The following is a 16,984-nucleotide window of genomic DNA, read 5'->3' on the forward strand; positions in this document are numbered from 1 at the left end:
TCCTGGAGGTACGATATGAATATTAAAGATACTCTTCCCCATCGCTATCCATTTTTAATGATCGATAAAATTATAAACGTTACAGAATCTCAATCAGCTACAGGATACAAACTGATCACAAATAACGAGTGGTTTATTAATAAAAATCAAAACTATATGCCTCATATGCTAATTGTAGAAGCACTGGCTCAACTTAGTGCTTTTGTAAGTACAGGTGAATCTGAAGGTCTTGGTTTCCTCTCCTCTTTAGATGGGGTGGAATTTCATGAAAATGCGTATCCCGGTGATAAACTTGACTTACATTATGAATTAACACGTAACAGACGAGGTTTTGTTCTTGGGAAAGGAATTGCCTCTGTAAACGGTCAATCAATCGTTACCATTGAAAAGCTATTAATATATCAAGCTGATTAAACAGATCACATAGTAAGGGGTAGGAAAATGCGGAATGTTGTTGGTATTGATGCTGGGGGAACATTAACAAAGATTGCTTACTTTAACCTAGATAAAAAATTATGTTTTGAAAAATTTTATTCATTTGAACAAGAAAGAATTAAAGAATGGCTTCAAAATCATAATTCAATTACACAATTATGCATTACAGGTGGTAAAGCTACACAGTTAGAACAACTCCTTTCAAGTTCATATAAAATAGTAGAATTAAACGAGTTTGAAGCTACTTTAGCAGGAGTACGATACATACTAAAAGAAGAAAAACGTGCTATAAACAACTTTGTATTAACAAATATCGGTACAGGTACTTCCATTCACTATGTTCACGACAAGCAATATGTTCGCGCTGGTGGAACTGGAGTTGGCGGTGGTACTATTATGGGTCTTTCAAAACTATTAACAAATATAGATCATTTTGAAGACGTGATTCCGCTTACGAAAATTGGTTCAAGAAACAGTCTAGATATTGCAGTTGGAGATATTTATGGCGGGATTCTCTCCCCTCTTGATAATAACTTAACTGCTAGCAATTTCGGAAAAGCGACCATTACAGACTCAAATTATAGTAGTTCAGATATACTAGCTACCGTTCAAGGACTTGTCGGTGAAGTCGTCACAGCATTAAGCCTTCAATTCGCCGAAGCAAAAAACATTGACCATATCATTTACATCGGTTCTACTCTATGTAATAACGTACATCTTCAAAATATTATAAGTAGCTATACAGAATATCAAAACAAAATACCTGTCTTTTTACAAGACGGCGGTTATAGTGGTGCAATTGGTGCTTTACTTCATAGTTCGAAATAAAAAAGCTGACTTTTGTCAGCTTTTTTGCAATGGTACTTCAAATTCAATAATTGATTTTCCATTCTCACCAATTCGTTCCACACTAATCCTATTGAGTACACAGTTCAACTTCTCATGAAAACTAGGAATCTCCTTCGCTATTTCAGTTGCTAACTCAGGGCTACTTTCTCTTCCGACTGTTACATGCGGTATGTATGGAATGTCTCTTTTCAAAAATCGTAATAAGGGGCCTGTATACAATTTATCATGTAGTTTTTCTATTTGTTCTTTTCCTTGCTCAATTTCTAAAAATAAATAGCCTCCTATACTAGTTACACCACTTGCAAACTTAATCTCAATTGTACCTATCCCTTTTGCTAGATTCGAAATATGTGATTTCAATTCATCATTTGAAATATTACCTTCAAAAGGAAATACAATTGTTATGTGGGGAGGAATTAAACCAAATAAAGGATCGTGTATTTCTCTAATATTTTCTATCTCATCAGTAGACATGTTAGTTAGAAAAAGTAAAATTGTACGCATTTTTATATCCCCCACTCTCCTCAATTTTTTATATTTATCATATTGCATGGTAGCTTGCACTTCAACAAGTTATTTCACTTACATAGAAAAATAAAAAACTTCTCAAATGAGAAGTTTTCATATAGCATGATTATTATTTTCCCGCCAAACTTTCCTGAATTTTATATAACAAGCAATTCTCCACGGAATAATATAAGACACCGCAACGACGTAAAATAATAAACCAATTATTTGCGGATCTAAGCCAACGATATATTGTCTTGAACTATATCTTAAAATAACAATTCCGATAAAAGTAATTAAAAAGGCAGCACTTTTTTTCGTATAAATGTTTCCGTCTTCTCTTCGCTCATAGTTTGTTAGAAATATAAGTGGGATTGCGAAAATCACCCCAATGGATGCTGCTATAGTCACTTGTAATATAGCTGGATGTACTGGACCAAAAAACAATAAAATACCCGGTGTTAAAAATAGTAATGGCCACAAAATACGTTTTCCCGTTCCCTTTATCGGCTTATACATAGAACGATATCGTCGCCAAAAAATTAGCAGTGCCACGCATAAAAAGACGGTTATTAGTGAAGAAGTATCTCCCATACAGTCTTCCTTCTCTCTTAAAGTATTTGTGCTTAAATCGTATCCTCAAAAGAAACTTTACGAATAAATAGAGCGCTAATTATAAAGTATATTAAAATAAGTACTATCGAAATTGATATAAAATTGGGTATATCAAGTAACGATTTACTATCAATAAATACCAATTCTTTCAAACCTACCTTACCATAAATTGTACTCGTCAACCCCAAGAAAAAAATCACACTAAAAGCAAAGCCTATCCAATTAAATCTTTTCTGAAAAATAGTTGTTAATTGAAATAAGCTAGCTAATAATAGATAGAACACGAACTGTGCAAAGAATTGTTCGATTGTATGTGCTCCTAAATTTATATGTTTCGTTTCATAAAATGTACCTTGTAAAAGCAAAACTTGTAGAAATGAAAAAATTACTGATTGTAATATGATAAAACATACTGAACCAATAAAGAATTGTAATCTAGTAACGCCAAATGAGACAACTGTACGAAATATGTCATCTTGAACAAGAAAAACACTTGCCACAATAAATATTGCAATTGCAATAGATGAATTATTGAAGATATCATGTAAAAATGCTACCTTTAGTCCCTTTATATCAGTTGCAGTTGTTATCCATTTTATAAGTAATGCCACACACCAAAAGATAAGAATAGCCTTATAATGAAATTTCATATGTAACTTTAATTGTTTTAAAAGCATTTTCATTTCACCTCATTATCTGTTAGATAAATAAATAGTTTTTGCAGTGTTACTCTGTCTATTTCTAACCCTTCAGTTTCTATCAGCTCATAATCTCTAGCAGAAAGATCTCCCCATATCGCAGAAATCTCTTTATTCCCATACAACTCTTGTTTTACAACATTTTTCCCCATTAAAAAATTTGTCACTTTATCTTTATGTCCTGATATTATGTGTCCTTTTTCTAAAAAATCTTCCACAGAGGATTGAACAGCTAATGATCCTTCTTTTAATATGATTACATTTTCTATAACATGGGACACTTCCTCAACTAAATGTGTTGATAAGATGATTGTTCGTGGATATTCACTATAATCTTCCAATAGTAATTCGTAAAACAACTCTCGATGTGCTGCATCTAAACCGGTAGTCGGCTCATCAAAAATAGTAATTGGTGCTCTACTAGCTAAACCTTTAATAATACCAACAATTGTTTGCATACCATGGGATAAATCATAATACTTTTCTTTTGCATTCAATTGAAATTTTTTAATAAGTTCCTCAGCATATTCTTGATCCCAATTTTCATAAAACATGTTACACAAATAAAAAACATCTTTTACCTTACTACTTAAATTAATGTTTTCTTTCACCTTTACGAAACAAATATTTCGCATCGCTTTACTATTTTCAAAAACATTTTCACCAAATACAGCTACGCTTCCACTACTTGAAATAATTTGACCAGCAAGTATGTTTAATAATGTCGTTTTCCCCGCTCCGTTTCTTCCAAGCAAACCATATATTTTATGCTCTTCCAATGAAATAGTTACTTCTTTAACAGCTAATTTCTTTTTATATTTTTTAGACAAGTTTTTCGTTTCAAGTGCAATCATCCCTCTTTCCACTCCTTCGTAATTTTGTGTATCATGTCCATCAATTCGTCTTTTGATATTTCTAGTACTTTTGCTTCTTCCCACACTTTAGGTAAATACTCGGTCATAAAAACATGCTGTCTTTTTTTTAGTACGACTTCTTTTGCTCCCTTTGTAACAAACATCCCGATCCCTCTCTTTTTATATAAAATCCCCTCATCTACTAGTAGATTTACTCCTTTTGCAGCTGTAGCCGGATTAATTTGTAACATCTTCGCAAATTGATTTGTCGACGGAACTTGTTCTTCTTCAAGTAATATGTCTTTTAAAATATCAGATTCAATTGTTTCTGCAATTTGTATGTATATTAACTTATTTTGTTCTAGAGTAGGTTTCACGATTTCACCACCTTAGGTTCATAGGTTCATTACTTATGCAATTAACCATAGCACAACGTTATATTTTTTTCCATAATTTTCATCAAAAAAAAAGAATCATTCGATACTGAATGACTCCCTTAAAAAAATGTCCGTATTTTCAATCGTAAAATAACCACATCTTCCTCCATATCACTTAGATTCCCGCACAGGATGTTCATTAAAAAATTGCTTTCGAAAATCTTTATTATTAACTAGCTTTTCTATTTTTTCTTGATTACCGTAAAAGAAATTCATTACGATTCCCTTATTCCATATAAGATCATCCTTTGGCAAATCATTAAATTCTTTATACAGTATGGGTAAAAGTTCTTCTCTTTTTAATGCAAAACTTTGATTTTCAATCTGAAACTCATACCCTTTCGCATTCGGTACTAAAACTGCAAGATAAATAGCATTAAAGAGTAAATTCTTCTTCATCGTATCCTTCCCATCAAACCAATACGTCTCAATCATTTCTTCTGTAAGATTTCCATTCTCTTTTGCACCATATTCCACTTTAATATTTTCATTTTCTAAATTTAAACTTTGAACTGTTTCACCACCAGGTAAGTTTGTAACAATCGCAATAACGTCGGCATTATTTCCAACGTATGTCCCCGTATATTTTTTAAAAGTCCCAGGTTCAATATGTGATATTTCTTTTATTTGCTCCCCATTAGAACAAGCAGTAACAACTAATAAAATCGTTAGCATAACACCTGCTATTCTATTCATATACTTCATTAGACACCCCCACGTTCTATTTATTATCCAATCCATACAATGTATCCTTTAAAAAGACCTTTTAAATATACGCATTTTAATCAAAATTAAAAATTTTCACTTTTTATGTTTACAATTATCCATTAATTGTATATAATTACTAACGTAAGAAAAATATTCTAAAAGGAGGTCGAAGGAAATGATGAAATTACAATTACATGCTTTAACTTTAGCGTTAACTGCACCTGTGTTTTTCGGACAATTAAATATGAATTCGACCACCCTAACGGAGAATTGAAAATCGTACTTTATTTCTATTAATTCATAAATTCGCCACAGGAGGTCGTATACTTTCCTGTGGCTTTTTCACGCCCAGCCATAGGAGAACGATATCTTCCTGTGGCTTTTTCGTGCGATTTTTTAGTCTCATACATTATTTTTTAAAGAAAGGAGCAACATTCGATGACTATTAGCGTATTGTTTTTAAGTATTACGATTCAAAGAAATACACTTTCGAAAGCTGAAATTCTTCATAATGAGCAAATTACAAAAGCTATGAATGATGTTAAGGAGCGCCAAGTGCTTTATTGCGATCACCTGTAATTCCTTTTCGAAAGGAGGAATTCGTCTATGACTTTTCATATTTTCTTTTTTACGACAGCACTTCAGAAAAAAACGTTATCTGAAGCTGAAATCTTTCGTAAACAACAATTAAAACAAACTATGGATAAAATAACGGACATTAAAAGTTCGTATTATACACAAATGTATTAAAAATATTTTTTAAAGGGCCAATATCCTAATGAAATTCAAAGCTTTCTTTTTAACTATCACCATTCAAAAACGTAAATCTTCAAAAGCTGAAATCTTACGTGAACAACAAATTAAAATTATTATGGACGAAGTAAAAGAGCGTCAGTCCTCTTATTACAATCGCCTTTACTAAATAAATTATAAAGGGGTAATATCCTAATGAAATTTAAGGCTTTCTTTTTAACGATTACCATTCAAAAACGCAAACTTTCAAAAGATCAAATTTCTCGTGAACAACAAATTAAAAATATTATGGATGATGTGAAAGAGCGCCAGTCCTCTTATTGCAATCGTCTTTACTAAATACATTATAAAGGGGTAAAAATCCAATGAAATTCAGAGTATTATTTTTAACGATTACCATTCAAAAAAATAAACTGTCTGAGTCTGATATGCTTCATGACCGACAAATTGAGCAGGCTATATACAACGTAAAAGAACGACAAAGTCATTATTGTAGTCACCTGTAATTCCTATTCGAAAGGAGGAATTCATGTATGAAGTTTCACCTTTTCTTTTTAACCATTACGATTCAAAAAGAAACTATATCTGCAAATGAAGTAAAACAAGAAGAACAGTATAAAAAGATTATAGATGAAATTCGTGATCGTAGAAGCAAGTACTACACTCACCTATAATTGTTTGAACTTATATTAGAAATGAAAGGAGTCGATTATGATGTTAATAACGCGGTGTAAAGAAATGATTTGGATAGTTCAGAGGGATTCCACATAGTTTATAAAGTGAAACTTTAATCAGTGGGGGTTTTGTTCATCCCCACTGATTATTAGCTCTCACCAATCGGGCGTTTACGCGCAGTTGATCTCCCACCTAACTTCTTTTTTCTTCACCTGAATTTTGAGGTGGGAGTTTTACTGCCCACAAATAGCGGGATAAAGTTTATTTAACAAAAATTCACCGCCTGATTTGATGTGTAAAAAATATACAGTAATAAGTATTTCATACACTAAAAAATAAAAGATACACCCCTTTTTATTAAGCGGTGTATCTTTCTCAACATATTCTATTTCCGTTTACTTCGTTTCGTCTTAAACAATCTCACTAAGTTCGAAACAACTGTTTTTGTTACCGCATAAGCTGGTACTGCTAAAATCATCCCGATAATTCCCGCGAAATTACCTACCCCTAAAATAAGGATGATAATTGTCAACGGATGGATATTTAATTTTGAACTCATAATACGCGGTGAAATGATGTTACTTTCAAACTGTTGTACGATTGTTACTATAATAATTACGTACAGAGCTTGCATCGGAGATACGAACAGACCTATAATGACAGCTGGTGCTGCTCCGATAAATGGACCTAAGTTCGGAATTATATTTGTAAATGCTGCGATAATTCCTAAAACGAAAGCATACGGTAAACCGATGATTAAATAACCAGTAAATGTAAAGGCACCAATAAACATACAAACGAGCGCTTGACCTTGAATATATGCAGATAATGTTTCGTTCGTTTCCTTTATGATACGAAGTCCTTCTTCACGGTAAGACTCTGGTAATACACTAACAGCTTTTCCTGGAAATGCATGTCCATCTTTAAACATATAAAATAAAATGAACGGTACTGTAAAGATAACTAACGCCACGTTCGTGATAATACCAAATAAAGCCGTTGCACTCGACGTAAGTGTGTTTGGTATTTCCTTTAAGTATTCAATTGCATTTTTCTCAATTGTCTCAATGGAAACGTAGTTTTGTGTAGATAGCCATTCAAATAATCTATGATGGGATAGATCTTGTATGTATACTTTTCCCTCTTTTATGTAAGTCGGCATATTTTTCACTAAATCCATTAACTGTTGTGAGATGGTTGGAACGACTACTCCAATAGCAACTCCAGTTAATGTAATGATAAAAAGGTACAGTAGTAAGATCGCTAAACCTCTAGGTACTTTTTTATTCTCCAAAAAGACTAACACAGGGTTAAATATGAAGTATAAAAATAGCGCGATTAAAATTGGGAAAAATAATGTTGATATGAAGATACCAATCGGTTGAAATAGAAACGATATTTTTGTGCAAATAAATATAATTCCTACAACCATCAGCACTTCTAATGTCCAAAAGTGCACTTTCGATTTCAAAAAAACGTCCTCCTTTAAACTAGCACTTCTCTTCATTGTACCAAATTAAACTTAGATTTCACATAATATTTTCCTTTACAATATTCCAAAATCCCATTAAATACACTACAATGAGATTACAGACAAATTTGCAGGTAAAGGTGATAAATATGACACAATGCATCATTTGCAGAAAAGATACGAAAGAACTTAGTGAACAATATGTCATTCCAGAGATATTATGTGGATATTATTTCATAAACTCAATTTGTGATTCCTGTCATGAACATATGACAACAAATATTGACCGTCCTTTAATTAGACATAAATTAAGTCAATATAAGATTGAGCAAATGAAAAAACAAATCGACTCCCCTCTCTATACGAATGAACATGGTGAGGAGCTAGCAGCCGCTGAGACAGATGTAGTCGAAGTAAGTGATGAGATACTTTATTCCAATGCATTAATTATGAAACTATGTAAAAAGCACGATATTTCATTACATAATGAAATTTGGAAAGAAGAGCGCGTAACAAAAGTAGCTAGTTCTATTCAACGTGAATTACTTTTAGATAACCGTAAATATAAAATGAGTGTATTAAAAATGGCTTATACTTTTGCTGTACAAACAATTGATGGCTACTTTGACGATCCAGATGCGATTGATATTTCTACCATTCTATTAAATGCCGATTTCATGGAATTAAAGGAAAAGAGTATCGTTCGTGACTTAAGCAAAAGCTCTTTATGGAATACATTAAATACAACGAGCGAAAACCATTACTTTATTTTACTTAGTGATAAAGACGGTCTATTCTGCTTCATTCGCCTATTTGATATTTTTGATGTTGTTGTTCATTTATCAGAAAAAAGATACAATCTTCCATCACCAATTGTCGGCGTAAATAATGTAGACAAAAAAGGATTTTTTGTGGAAAGTTTAAAACAGTATATGGATGGGCTATTTAAAGAAACTACACGTTCTATTTAATTGACACCAGAACATACGGTCTCCTTTCTTCATGAAAAGACACTGTGTTATAATGAGTATGAAAAGAACAATACAATCTCATAAAACAATTAAAAACTGTATATAAATAAAAAAGACTAGTGTGCGGCTACACACTAGTCCACGTAACTTAGCAGATTGGATTGTTCATTTATCCTATTTGTTTCGTACAAACACAACAACCCACATTCTATAGGCATAGGTGGGTTGTTATTTTTTGAGCTTGTCAATTAAGACGACAATAAACGTTAACAATGCAATGAGAAACAGTCCACCTTGCAATAACAACGAAATTTCACTCACTTATTATCACCCCCCTCCTACTCGGAGAAGTGATAATTGAACAACCAACCGTACCTTAAGTTACTATTTAATTTTACCATATTTTCTAATAGTTTACGATGAAAACCCGCAAGTGAAATACTTGCGGGTTTTTTATCCCGTATTAACAGGCAGTAAACAAAATGAAGTAAAACATTGGTGAAACTGCCTGTAAATGCCCGATTGGTTCAACCAATAATCCTTGGGACAATTCACCCAAAGGATTAAAGTTTCACTTTATTTCTCACTATTTTTTTAATGCATATGCATCCGCAATCATTTCACCAACAATTTTATTTTCTTGTTCCTTTTCGTCTTTCAATAATGGAAATAATAATTCTGCTACTTCATACGCTTCTTCTAAATGCGGATATCCTGATAAAACAAACGTATCAATTTCTAACGCTTCATATTCACGGATCTCCACTCCCTTGAGGAAAGCGAATTCTTTCGTTTCATTCATTATATTGGTCCGTCAGCAAATCTAAACAGAGCGAAACTACCTGCACTAAAAGTTTGTATTGCTCCAGTTGTATTTACACCATTTTCTATAGTTACTGAAGTTGGTGAATTATTAAAAATGCTTATTGTAGTGCCAGCAGCATAATTAGCTACCTGTGATATTGTAATCATACCTGCACCATTTGCATTTGAAGCTGGTGCAATAGGAACACCATTAATTGCAATTGCAAAATTAGAATTTGGTGCTGTGCCTACATTAAAGTTTAATTGGGCACTAAGATAATAAAGACCAGGTGTAACTATTGTAAAGGTATCTACGTTATTATAAGTTATTCCGACAACCTGTATATTTGGCCCAGGGGCCGTAGGAAGTACTACAAGACCCCCACTAGCAATTGTTTGCGTATTAATACTACTATTTGCAAATGGTTGTAAAATAGCTGCAACTACTCCGGTTGGTCCCGTTGGTCCGGTTGAACCCGTTGGCCCAGTCGATCCTGTTGCTCCTGGATCTCCTGTTGCTCCCGTTGATCCTGTCGGTCCTGTTGGCCCGGTTGAACCTGTCGGTCCTGTTACTCCTGTTGGTCCTGTTGGTCCCACGATGAGAGGCGGAAAAACACATGGGAAATGACATTTACATTTGTCAAATCGCTTCAAAATACTCACCTCGTATTACACGTTTTTACATCTCTCTACATAATAATAATCAATGGTACAAGAATGCATGTACAAATCCTAAAAGCACCATAATTAGTTCATTTATCCCCTCATATGTATTAGACACTCTTTCAAAAAAGAAAATTCCTTTTGTATGTAGTATATATTTAAGAGTGACATAACATCATATTATAAGAAATTTTGAAACAACAAAAAGAGGTACTATTTTGGTACCCCTACTAATTTGTATTTGGATTCACTGCCGAAAAACACCTCCATTGAATTTGCATACTTAGTATGCGAATTCAGGAGGTGTTTTTTTCATGTATCACTGGTTCACTTTAAATACTTGCGAGTTTTTTTATCCCGTATTAACAGGCAGTAAACAAAATGAAGCAAAACATAGTTGAAACTGCCTGTAAATACCCGATTAGTTCAACTAATAATCCTTTGGGACAATTCACCCAAAGGATTATTAGTTGAACTTTATTTCTCACTATTTTTTTAGTGCATATGCATCCGCAATCATTTCACCAACAATTTTATTTTCTTGTTTCTTTTCGTCTTTCAATAATGGAAATAATAATTCTGCTACTTCATACGCTTCTTCTAAATGCGGATATCCCGATAAAACAAACGTCTCGATTCCTAACGCTTCATATTCTTTTATCCTTTTCGCTACTGTATGTGGATCTCCTACAAGTGCAGTACCTGCACCACCTCTTACAAGTCCGATACCAGACCATAAGTTAGGACTTATCTCTAACGAATCCCGTGTTCCTTTATTTAAATGTGTCATCCGTTTTTGACCGACTGAATCATATCTTGCAAATGTTTTTTGAGCGAGCTCAATTGTTTCATTATCTACATATTGAATTAACTTCTCAGCCTCTTCCCATGCTTCTTCCTCTGTTTCTCTTACAATTACATGTAATCTGATTCCGAATCGTACCGTACGCTCCTTCTCTTCTGCAAGTCTTCTTACTTCTTCTATTTTCTCTTTCACTTGCTTTGGCGGCTCTCCCCACGTTAAATATACATCACTATGTTCCGCTGCAACTTCTTTACCTGCAGCGGAAGATCCTCCAAAATAAATTGGTGGATACGGTGTTTGAACCGGAGGAAATACAACTTTACTATCCGTAACTTTAATATGTTTTCCTTCTAAAGAAATACTTTCACCTTGCAAGGTCGATTTCCAAACTTTTAAAAATTCATCCGCTACTTCATATCTTTCATCATGTTCAAGATATAATCCATCTCCCTGCAATTCAATAGGATCTCCTCCAGCTACTACATTAATAAGTAGTCTCCCGTCTGAAATTCTATCAAATGTAGATGCCATCCTCGCTGCAACTGTCGGTGACATTAGTCCTGGTCTAACTGCTACTAAAAATTTTAATTTCTCTGTCTCAGCTGCGAGTGCCGATGCCAATACCCACGGATCTTCACATCCTTGACCAGTTGGAAGTAACACACCCGTATATCCTAAATAATCAGCTGCCTGTGCAACTTGTTTATAATAACCATATTCAGCTGCTCTTCCTCTTTTAGTCGTTCCTAAATATCGACCATCTCCATAAGCTGGAATAAACCATAACAAATCCATATCTTTACACACTCCTTATTTTTATTAAAACGTATACTAAAATACCCTATATAAATTACCCCTAATAATTTACCCCGCTATTTGCGGGCAGTAAGATCCCCACCTCAAAATCCAGCGAAATCAAAGAAGTTAGGTGGGGAATCAACTGCCCGTAAAAGCCCGATTAGTTGAACTTTATATGTTAATTCCCTGTCTCTCCTTTAAAATTATCTCGCCATTTCAAAAACTTCACTTCTAGTAAACGTACGAGTGAATCAGAAAACTTCCCAACGAATGCAAAGATAATAATACCGACAAATACAATATCTGTATTTGAAAATTGCCTTGCATCCATAATCATATAGCCAATACCTTCAGTTGATCCCATAAGTTCTGCTACTACTAAACTCACCCATGCAACCCCTAAAGATAATCTTGCTCCAAGTAAAAGGTTCGGCAATGCGGCAGGTAAAATCAATTTCGTAATTAATTTTCTTTTACTAAACTCTAACACTCTCGCAACATCAAATAACTTCGAATCTACACCTCGTATCCCTAAAAACGCATTTACGTATAAAGGGAAAAATGCACCGTCCGCAATTAATAATACTTTTGATGTTTCGCCAAAACCGAACCATAATACGAATAGAGGCGCAACAGCTAAATGAGGTACAGTTCTTAACATTTGTACAGACGGATCTAAATATTGCTCACTTCTCGTTGAAAATCCGACAATTGTTCCTAAAATAATTCCTAGGCTCCCACCGATAAAGAAACCGGCCGCAGCCCTGAATACACTAATACTTAAATGGCTAAATAATTCCCCTGTTTTTAAAAGCTCTTGAAAAGCTAGAAATATATCTAATGGCGTTGGTAAAACTGTTTTAGAAACAAGACCGAGTACGCCAGCTAACTGCCAAATAATTAGTATGATAATAGGTATAATAATTGCCCTTATTACTGCTTTCAAATTCGTCTTCCGCACTTTCTTTACCTTGTTTTTCTCAATCGTTATGCTCGTTGGTTTAATAACAGCTTTCGTATTCTCCAATTTACAAAACCTCTTTTCACTTCGCCTTTAATGCTTTTTCTACGAAAGAATTATCTACAACTTTATCTGTATTAATTTCTTTCTTTATAGAACCGAGCTTATATTGAAAATCTGCTGTCTTTTGCTGTTCTGCTATTATTTCTTTCGTTACTGGAACTAAAATTGGTTTGTCGTGATTAAACACTTCTTTTACAATCTCTGCATCTATTTTCTTTGCAGAAGTATATATTTTTATTGCTTCATCTAAATTTGAATCTTGCCATACACGTGCTTTTTCATAAACTTCAAGGAATTTCTCAACTAATTCTGGATGCTCTTTCGCAAATTTTGTTCTTGCAATTAAAAACTCTGGAGAAGAAACATTCAATGTTTCACCATCTGCAATCACCTTCGCTCCTTTATTTACCGTATGTAACGATATGAAAGGATCCCAAATTGCCCATGCATCTACTGAACCAGATTCAAATGCAGGCTGCGCCTCATCTGGTTGTAATTGAATGACATTTACATCTTTCGCATTTATACCTTCTTTTTCTAATGCTCGATACAATAAATTAAATGCACTACTTCCTTTTGCTACTGCAATTTTTTTACCTTTCAATTCTTTTACACTCGTAATCTTGCTATCTTTTTGTACAAGTATTCCAGTTCCTTTTCTCGCATAACTTGTATTGGCGATTTCAGTAAATCCAATTCCCGCTGCTTGTGTTGAAATGACTGGAGAATTCCCAACTTCACCAAAGTCTAATCGATTTGATGCGATAGCTTCAAAGTAAGGAGGACCACTTTGAAACTCTGTCCACTTCACTTTAACTCCTTCTTTTTTAAACTCCTCTTCAAACCACCCCTTTTTCTGTGCCAGTAATAGTGGACTTAATCCTTGTTGTATACCAATTTGTATAGTTACATCTTCCTTCTTACTACTTGCTGTGCTTTTTTCGCATCCTACTACGAATAAATATATTGCTAAAGCAAAAGAAAGAACCTTAAATGTTTTATGCATATATAATCATCCTTTTCCTATATACTTGTTTGAATCAGTCCCCCATATTCAAACTGATGTAACACTTTCGTTCGAAGTTGTTGGAACGATTGAGAAGTTTTATTTCGTGGATAAGGTAAATTATTCTCAATAACTTTATGTATTTTTCCAGGCTTTGCACTCATGATTATAATTCGGTTTGAAAGATATATCGCCTCGTCTATATCATGAGTAACAAATATCATTGTCGTTTTCTTCTGCTCCCAAATATTCAATAGTACTTCTTGCAAATGACTTCTAGTAAAAGCATCAAGTGCTCCGAATGGTTCATCAAGTAATAATACATTTGGATTCCTTAATAAAGCTCTCGCAATCGCAACACGTTGTGACATCCCGCCTGAAATTTCTTTCGGATATGATTTTTCAAAGCCATCTAACCGAACGATTTCAACCCATTCCTTAACCTTATCTTTTACATACTTATCTTTTAACGACAGATCTGCAGCAATATTTTCTTCAACTGTTAACCATGGAAAAAGTCTATGCTCTTGAAATATAAATCCTTGTTTCTTACTTGGCTTTAATACTTGCTCTCCATCTATAACAACTCCACCTTCAAAATCATTGTCTAATCCTGCAACAATTTTTAGTAGAGTGCTTTTTCCACACCCGCTCGGACCAATTACAGTAACAAAATCTCCCTTCTCTAATTGAAAATTTATATTCTCTAACACCTGAACATTTCTTGTTTGTTTCAAAAAACATTTTGATACCCCATCAATTAAAACAGTCACTTCTTCCCCTCCTTAAAATGATTCATACAAATGAATAGATTCGATATTTATATAATAAAAAAACCAAAGGCATTTCATCGGTCGATGAAATGCCTTTGGTTTCTCCAATCAGCAATACATTATATAATTAACTACATATTATACAAATTTTTCCGATAAGTCAACTTGGTTTTGACAAACATTATTATTTTTTAAAGATAGTGTCAGTCTCTAAAATAATTGTTGGAAGCAACTCTTGAATTGTATTTAATACTATATGAAGAGCTTCTACTACATATCCATCTTCAAAGTGTTCTAACGGCTCAGGTAATTCATCTTCATCCAATATGAAAAATTCTCCATTTGAAAGTACCATAATATCAAGGATTAAATCTTTGAAGGACACCAATTGGTCCGTTATATATGTATTTTTTACAATATTAAAATAAGAACCTATATAACTCCCATTCTGATCTCTCCAAACGTATAAATTGTATGGACGCTTTTCCCAATAGTATGCAATTGTGTAACTTCCTTTCGGGATGGTTAACTTCGTATCATTTGCTACCATTGTAAAAGAGTACTGTACTTCATGGTATAAAATAATTTTTTCTGGCTCTGCTTCTATTAGTAAACAAGCATGATCTACGGTTGTAGCATCATATCGGATTTTTCTTTCAATAATTTCAATGCCTGACGTACGTAAGCAACTCATTTTTTCTATTTCCCCTTTTATTTTATGTCATGTATCTGTTCTTTAATTATATCCCTTTATATTTCCACCAAGAAAGCATTCAGTCAACTAGTTTCTTGTTTTTAAAAATAAAATCAATATAATCTCATTTGCTACTCCACAAAAAAGCCCCTTCTAAATTAGAAGGAACTCCAATACCATTATTATTTTACTACCTTCACTTTCAGCCCAGTCTCTTCTTCTATTTCTCTATGAAGTCCAGCTAATAATGATTCCCCATCTTCTAAACTACCACCAGGTAGATCATATCGGTTTCTGTATGGCCCTTTAATTTTATCGATTACTAATAATACTATTATTTTCGATACAAATGCCGTACACCAAACGCACGATGATATTTAGGAGCTTTACTCATGTTTTAACTTTCCCTTAACTACATCATAAAATTTCCGTTCATCGTCTACATTTAAGTGAATACGACTTACTGTTTTAGAAAATCCATATGACAACTGCGCTTTAATTGGCTCTTTTAACGTTATTTCAAAAGTTGGAGGTTCCTTTATAAATTCCATAACAGTTGCGTCAAGAACCTCTTTCTCTTCTTCTTTCGTTAAAGATTCGCCTTTATAAAACACAATGTTATCAATTTGTGTAAATGGTAAAACGATTTTCTTTCCTAATCCAATTTGAATAATCACTTTTTCTTCCGCAACGATAATTGGATTTTTACGCATCGCTTGTATTTCAGCTAAAAAATAAAACATCGCATATATGTTTAAGATGAGTAAAACCCAAGCTATTACTGGATTCCATTGATGAAGTAAATAATGAAAACCGATACTTTCAATTAATGTTGCATGAATAATCATGATATAAACACCTATTGCACCGGTCTTTTTATGATATGAGTATGTGAATTCACTTTCTAATACTTTTACACGCCATGATAAAAAAGCATAATAGAGTAACTTACACTCTGTTAGAATGATATTTACTGCCTTACTTCTCTTCATATTAGCATCAAACGCTGCATCAATCGCATAAGAAAATGAAGAATACTCACTTCTATATTCTTTATATCGTTTTATTATTTTAGGAAGTACTCTTATAATTTTATATATAAGAAACAGTTCAAAACATACGAACACAATTTCTCCAGCAACTATTACATACGAAACAAATGAAAAAGCTTGTAAATAATCACTAGGAATTATAAATCTTGCGAATACATATCCAGCTATAACTACAGGAAACATATACGTTAACGAATATCTTTTCCGTATAATAAAGAAATATGTGATGACTGGAATTACAAACATAAAATCTAATAATGAACCGAGGACTACTTCTTTCGGGGCAGCTGGCACTATTGGCAGGGCATACAATAAATAGTTTGATAACATAATTAAAGATACGAGTCCAATCCAAATGCCTTTTTTCCTTCGTGAAATTGATGGATTCATTC

At 33.4% G+C, this 16,984-nt stretch carries 24 protein-coding genes and 2 pseudogenes; 9 read left to right on the plus strand and 17 right to left on the minus strand.

Translation table 11 applies throughout. The annotated features are described in order from the left end of the window. The first annotated feature begins 15 nt into the window (after nt 1–15). Nucleotides 16–414 carry a 3-hydroxyacyl-ACP dehydratase FabZ family protein gene (locus tag MR066_RS01950; RefSeq protein ID WP_242245750.1) on the plus strand — a complete coding sequence of 133 codons (399 nt, stop codon included), beginning with the start codon at nt 16–18 and terminating at the stop codon, nt 412–414. A gap of 27 nt (nt 415–441) precedes the next feature. Continuing rightward, nucleotides 442–1,263, plus strand: a complete 822-nt coding sequence (coaW, locus tag MR066_RS01955; RefSeq protein ID WP_242245751.1) for a type II pantothenate kinase — start codon at nt 442–444, stop codon at nt 1,261–1,263. Nucleotides 1,264–1,278: 15 nt separating this feature from the next. On the opposite strand, the gene MR066_RS01960 is transcribed toward coaW, so the two are convergent. From MR066_RS01960 to MR066_RS01985, 6 genes are all read right to left on the minus strand, one after another. Continuing rightward, the gene (locus tag MR066_RS01960; RefSeq protein ID WP_242245752.1) at nt 1,279–1,788 is read right to left on the minus strand and encodes a 2'-5' RNA ligase family protein; all 510 of its coding nucleotides are present in this window, start codon (nt 1,786–1,788) and stop codon (nt 1,279–1,281) included. A gap of 117 nt (nt 1,789–1,905) precedes the next feature. Further along, nucleotides 1,906–2,385 carry a CcdC family protein gene (locus MR066_RS01965; RefSeq protein WP_016127147.1) on the minus strand — a complete coding sequence of 160 codons (480 nt, stop codon included), beginning with the start codon at nt 2,383–2,385 and terminating at the stop codon, nt 1,906–1,908. Nucleotides 2,386–2,417: 32 nt separating this feature from the next. Beyond that, nucleotides 2,418–3,089 carry a DUF4052 family protein gene (locus MR066_RS01970; protein WP_207626252.1) on the minus strand — a complete coding sequence of 224 codons (672 nt, stop codon included), beginning with the start codon at nt 3,087–3,089 and terminating at the stop codon, nt 2,418–2,420. After that, nucleotides 3,086–3,958, minus strand: coding sequence for an ABC transporter ATP-binding protein (locus MR066_RS01975; protein WP_242245753.1), 873 nt, complete (start codon nt 3,956–3,958; stop codon nt 3,086–3,088). Before MR066_RS01975 ends, MR066_RS01970 begins: the two co-directional genes overlap by 4 nt. Further along, nucleotides 3,955–4,335, minus strand: coding sequence for a GntR family transcriptional regulator (locus tag MR066_RS01980; RefSeq protein WP_242245754.1), 381 nt, complete (start codon nt 4,333–4,335; stop codon nt 3,955–3,957). The genes MR066_RS01975 and MR066_RS01980 overlap by 4 nt, the downstream gene beginning before the upstream one ends. A gap of 171 nt (nt 4,336–4,506) precedes the next feature. Further along, nucleotides 4,507–5,100 carry a DUF4825 domain-containing protein gene (locus MR066_RS01985; protein ID WP_242245755.1) on the minus strand — a complete coding sequence of 198 codons (594 nt, stop codon included), beginning with the start codon at nt 5,098–5,100 and terminating at the stop codon, nt 4,507–4,509. Between the two features lie 441 nt (nt 5,101–5,541). On the opposite strand from MR066_RS01985, the gene MR066_RS01990 reads away from it, so the two are divergent. Genes MR066_RS01990 through MR066_RS02015 form a run of 6 tightly spaced genes read left to right on the plus strand, consistent with a single transcriptional unit; the run spans nt 5,542 to nt 6,530 of the window. After that, nucleotides 5,542–5,682: a YrzI family small protein gene (locus MR066_RS01990; RefSeq protein ID WP_000156202.1), complete on the plus strand. Its 141-nt coding sequence runs from the start codon at nt 5,542–5,544 to the stop codon at nt 5,680–5,682. A gap of 27 nt (nt 5,683–5,709) precedes the next feature. Next, entirely contained in the window at nt 5,710–5,853 is a 144-nt protein-coding gene (locus MR066_RS01995) for a YrzI family small protein (protein ID WP_000142704.1), read from the plus strand. Nucleotides 5,854–5,881: 28 nt separating this feature from the next. After that, nucleotides 5,882–6,025, plus strand: coding sequence for a YrzI family small protein (locus MR066_RS02000; RefSeq protein WP_000668987.1), 144 nt, complete (start codon nt 5,882–5,884; stop codon nt 6,023–6,025). A 26-nt stretch (nt 6,026–6,051) separates the two neighbouring features. Continuing rightward, nucleotides 6,052–6,195 (plus strand): YrzI family small protein, encoded by a 144-nt coding sequence (locus tag MR066_RS02005; protein ID WP_242245759.1) that lies wholly within the window; start codon nt 6,052–6,054, stop codon nt 6,193–6,195. Between the two features lie 26 nt (nt 6,196–6,221). Continuing rightward, a complete protein-coding gene (locus MR066_RS02010; RefSeq protein ID WP_242245761.1) occupies nt 6,222–6,362 on the plus strand; it encodes a YrzI family small protein in 141 nt (46 codons plus the stop codon). Nucleotides 6,363–6,389: 27 nt separating this feature from the next. Beyond that, nucleotides 6,390–6,530, plus strand: coding sequence for a YrzI family small protein (locus MR066_RS02015; protein WP_002065956.1), 141 nt, complete (start codon nt 6,390–6,392; stop codon nt 6,528–6,530). A 386-nt stretch (nt 6,531–6,916) separates the two neighbouring features. Here MR066_RS02015 and MR066_RS02020 read toward each other — a convergent pair whose 3' ends face one another. After that, nucleotides 6,917–8,002 carry an AI-2E family transporter gene (locus tag MR066_RS02020; RefSeq protein WP_002136851.1) on the minus strand — a complete coding sequence of 362 codons (1,086 nt, stop codon included), beginning with the start codon at nt 8,000–8,002 and terminating at the stop codon, nt 6,917–6,919. A 149-nt stretch (nt 8,003–8,151) separates the two neighbouring features. On the opposite strand from MR066_RS02020, the gene MR066_RS02025 reads away from it, so the two are divergent. Then, nucleotides 8,152–8,973, plus strand: a complete 822-nt coding sequence (locus MR066_RS02025) for an HNH endonuclease (protein WP_000189680.1) — start codon at nt 8,152–8,154, stop codon at nt 8,971–8,973. A gap of 228 nt (nt 8,974–9,201) precedes the next feature. Here MR066_RS02025 and MR066_RS02030 read toward each other — a convergent pair whose 3' ends face one another. From MR066_RS02030 to MR066_RS02075, 10 genes and pseudogenes are all read right to left on the minus strand, one after another. Further along, nucleotides 9,202–9,294, minus strand: a complete 93-nt coding sequence (locus MR066_RS02030) for a putative holin-like toxin (RefSeq protein ID WP_087942988.1) — start codon at nt 9,292–9,294, stop codon at nt 9,202–9,204. Nucleotides 9,295–9,559: 265 nt separating this feature from the next. After that, a pseudogene (locus MR066_RS02035) lies at nt 9,560–9,733 on the minus strand (alkanesulfonate monooxygenase); the annotation flags it as partial. A gap of 41 nt (nt 9,734–9,774) precedes the next feature. Beyond that, on the minus strand, nt 9,775–10,431 hold the full coding sequence (locus MR066_RS27185) for a hypothetical protein (protein ID WP_277928905.1): 657 nt from the start codon (nt 10,429–10,431) through the stop codon (nt 9,775–9,777). 496 nt (nt 10,432–10,927) lie between these two features. Next, entirely contained in the window at nt 10,928–12,040 is a 1,113-nt protein-coding gene (gene ssuD / locus MR066_RS02045; RefSeq protein WP_242245763.1) for an FMNH2-dependent alkanesulfonate monooxygenase, read from the minus strand. A gap of 181 nt (nt 12,041–12,221) precedes the next feature. Next, complete coding sequence (locus MR066_RS02050) at nt 12,222–13,070, minus strand: ABC transporter permease (RefSeq protein WP_242245764.1); 849 nt, start codon at nt 13,068–13,070, stop codon at nt 12,222–12,224. Nucleotides 13,071–13,086: 16 nt separating this feature from the next. Further along, nucleotides 13,087–14,073, minus strand: a complete 987-nt coding sequence (locus tag MR066_RS02055; RefSeq protein WP_242245765.1) for an aliphatic sulfonate ABC transporter substrate-binding protein — start codon at nt 14,071–14,073, stop codon at nt 13,087–13,089. A 17-nt stretch (nt 14,074–14,090) separates the two neighbouring features. Next, nucleotides 14,091–14,846, minus strand: coding sequence for an ABC transporter ATP-binding protein (locus tag MR066_RS02060; protein WP_242245766.1), 756 nt, complete (start codon nt 14,844–14,846; stop codon nt 14,091–14,093). Between the two features lie 184 nt (nt 14,847–15,030). Further along, a complete protein-coding gene (locus MR066_RS02065) occupies nt 15,031–15,540 on the minus strand; it encodes a ribonuclease FAU-1 family protein (RefSeq protein ID WP_242245767.1) in 510 nt (169 codons plus the stop codon). A 185-nt stretch (nt 15,541–15,725) separates the two neighbouring features. Continuing rightward, a pseudogene (locus MR066_RS02070) lies at nt 15,726–15,934 on the minus strand (NUDIX domain-containing protein); the annotation flags it as partial. After that, nucleotides 15,927–16,982: a hypothetical protein gene (locus MR066_RS02075; RefSeq protein ID WP_242245768.1), complete on the minus strand. Its 1,056-nt coding sequence runs from the start codon at nt 16,980–16,982 to the stop codon at nt 15,927–15,929. The gene MR066_RS02075 and the pseudogene MR066_RS02070, both read right to left, overlap by 8 nt. Between the last annotated feature and the right edge of the window lie 2 nt (nt 16,983–16,984).

Source organism: Bacillus cereus group sp. BfR-BA-01523 (assembly GCF_022662615.1).
Lineage (GTDB): Bacteria > Bacillota > Bacilli > Bacillales > Bacillaceae_G > Bacillus_A > Bacillus_A mycoides.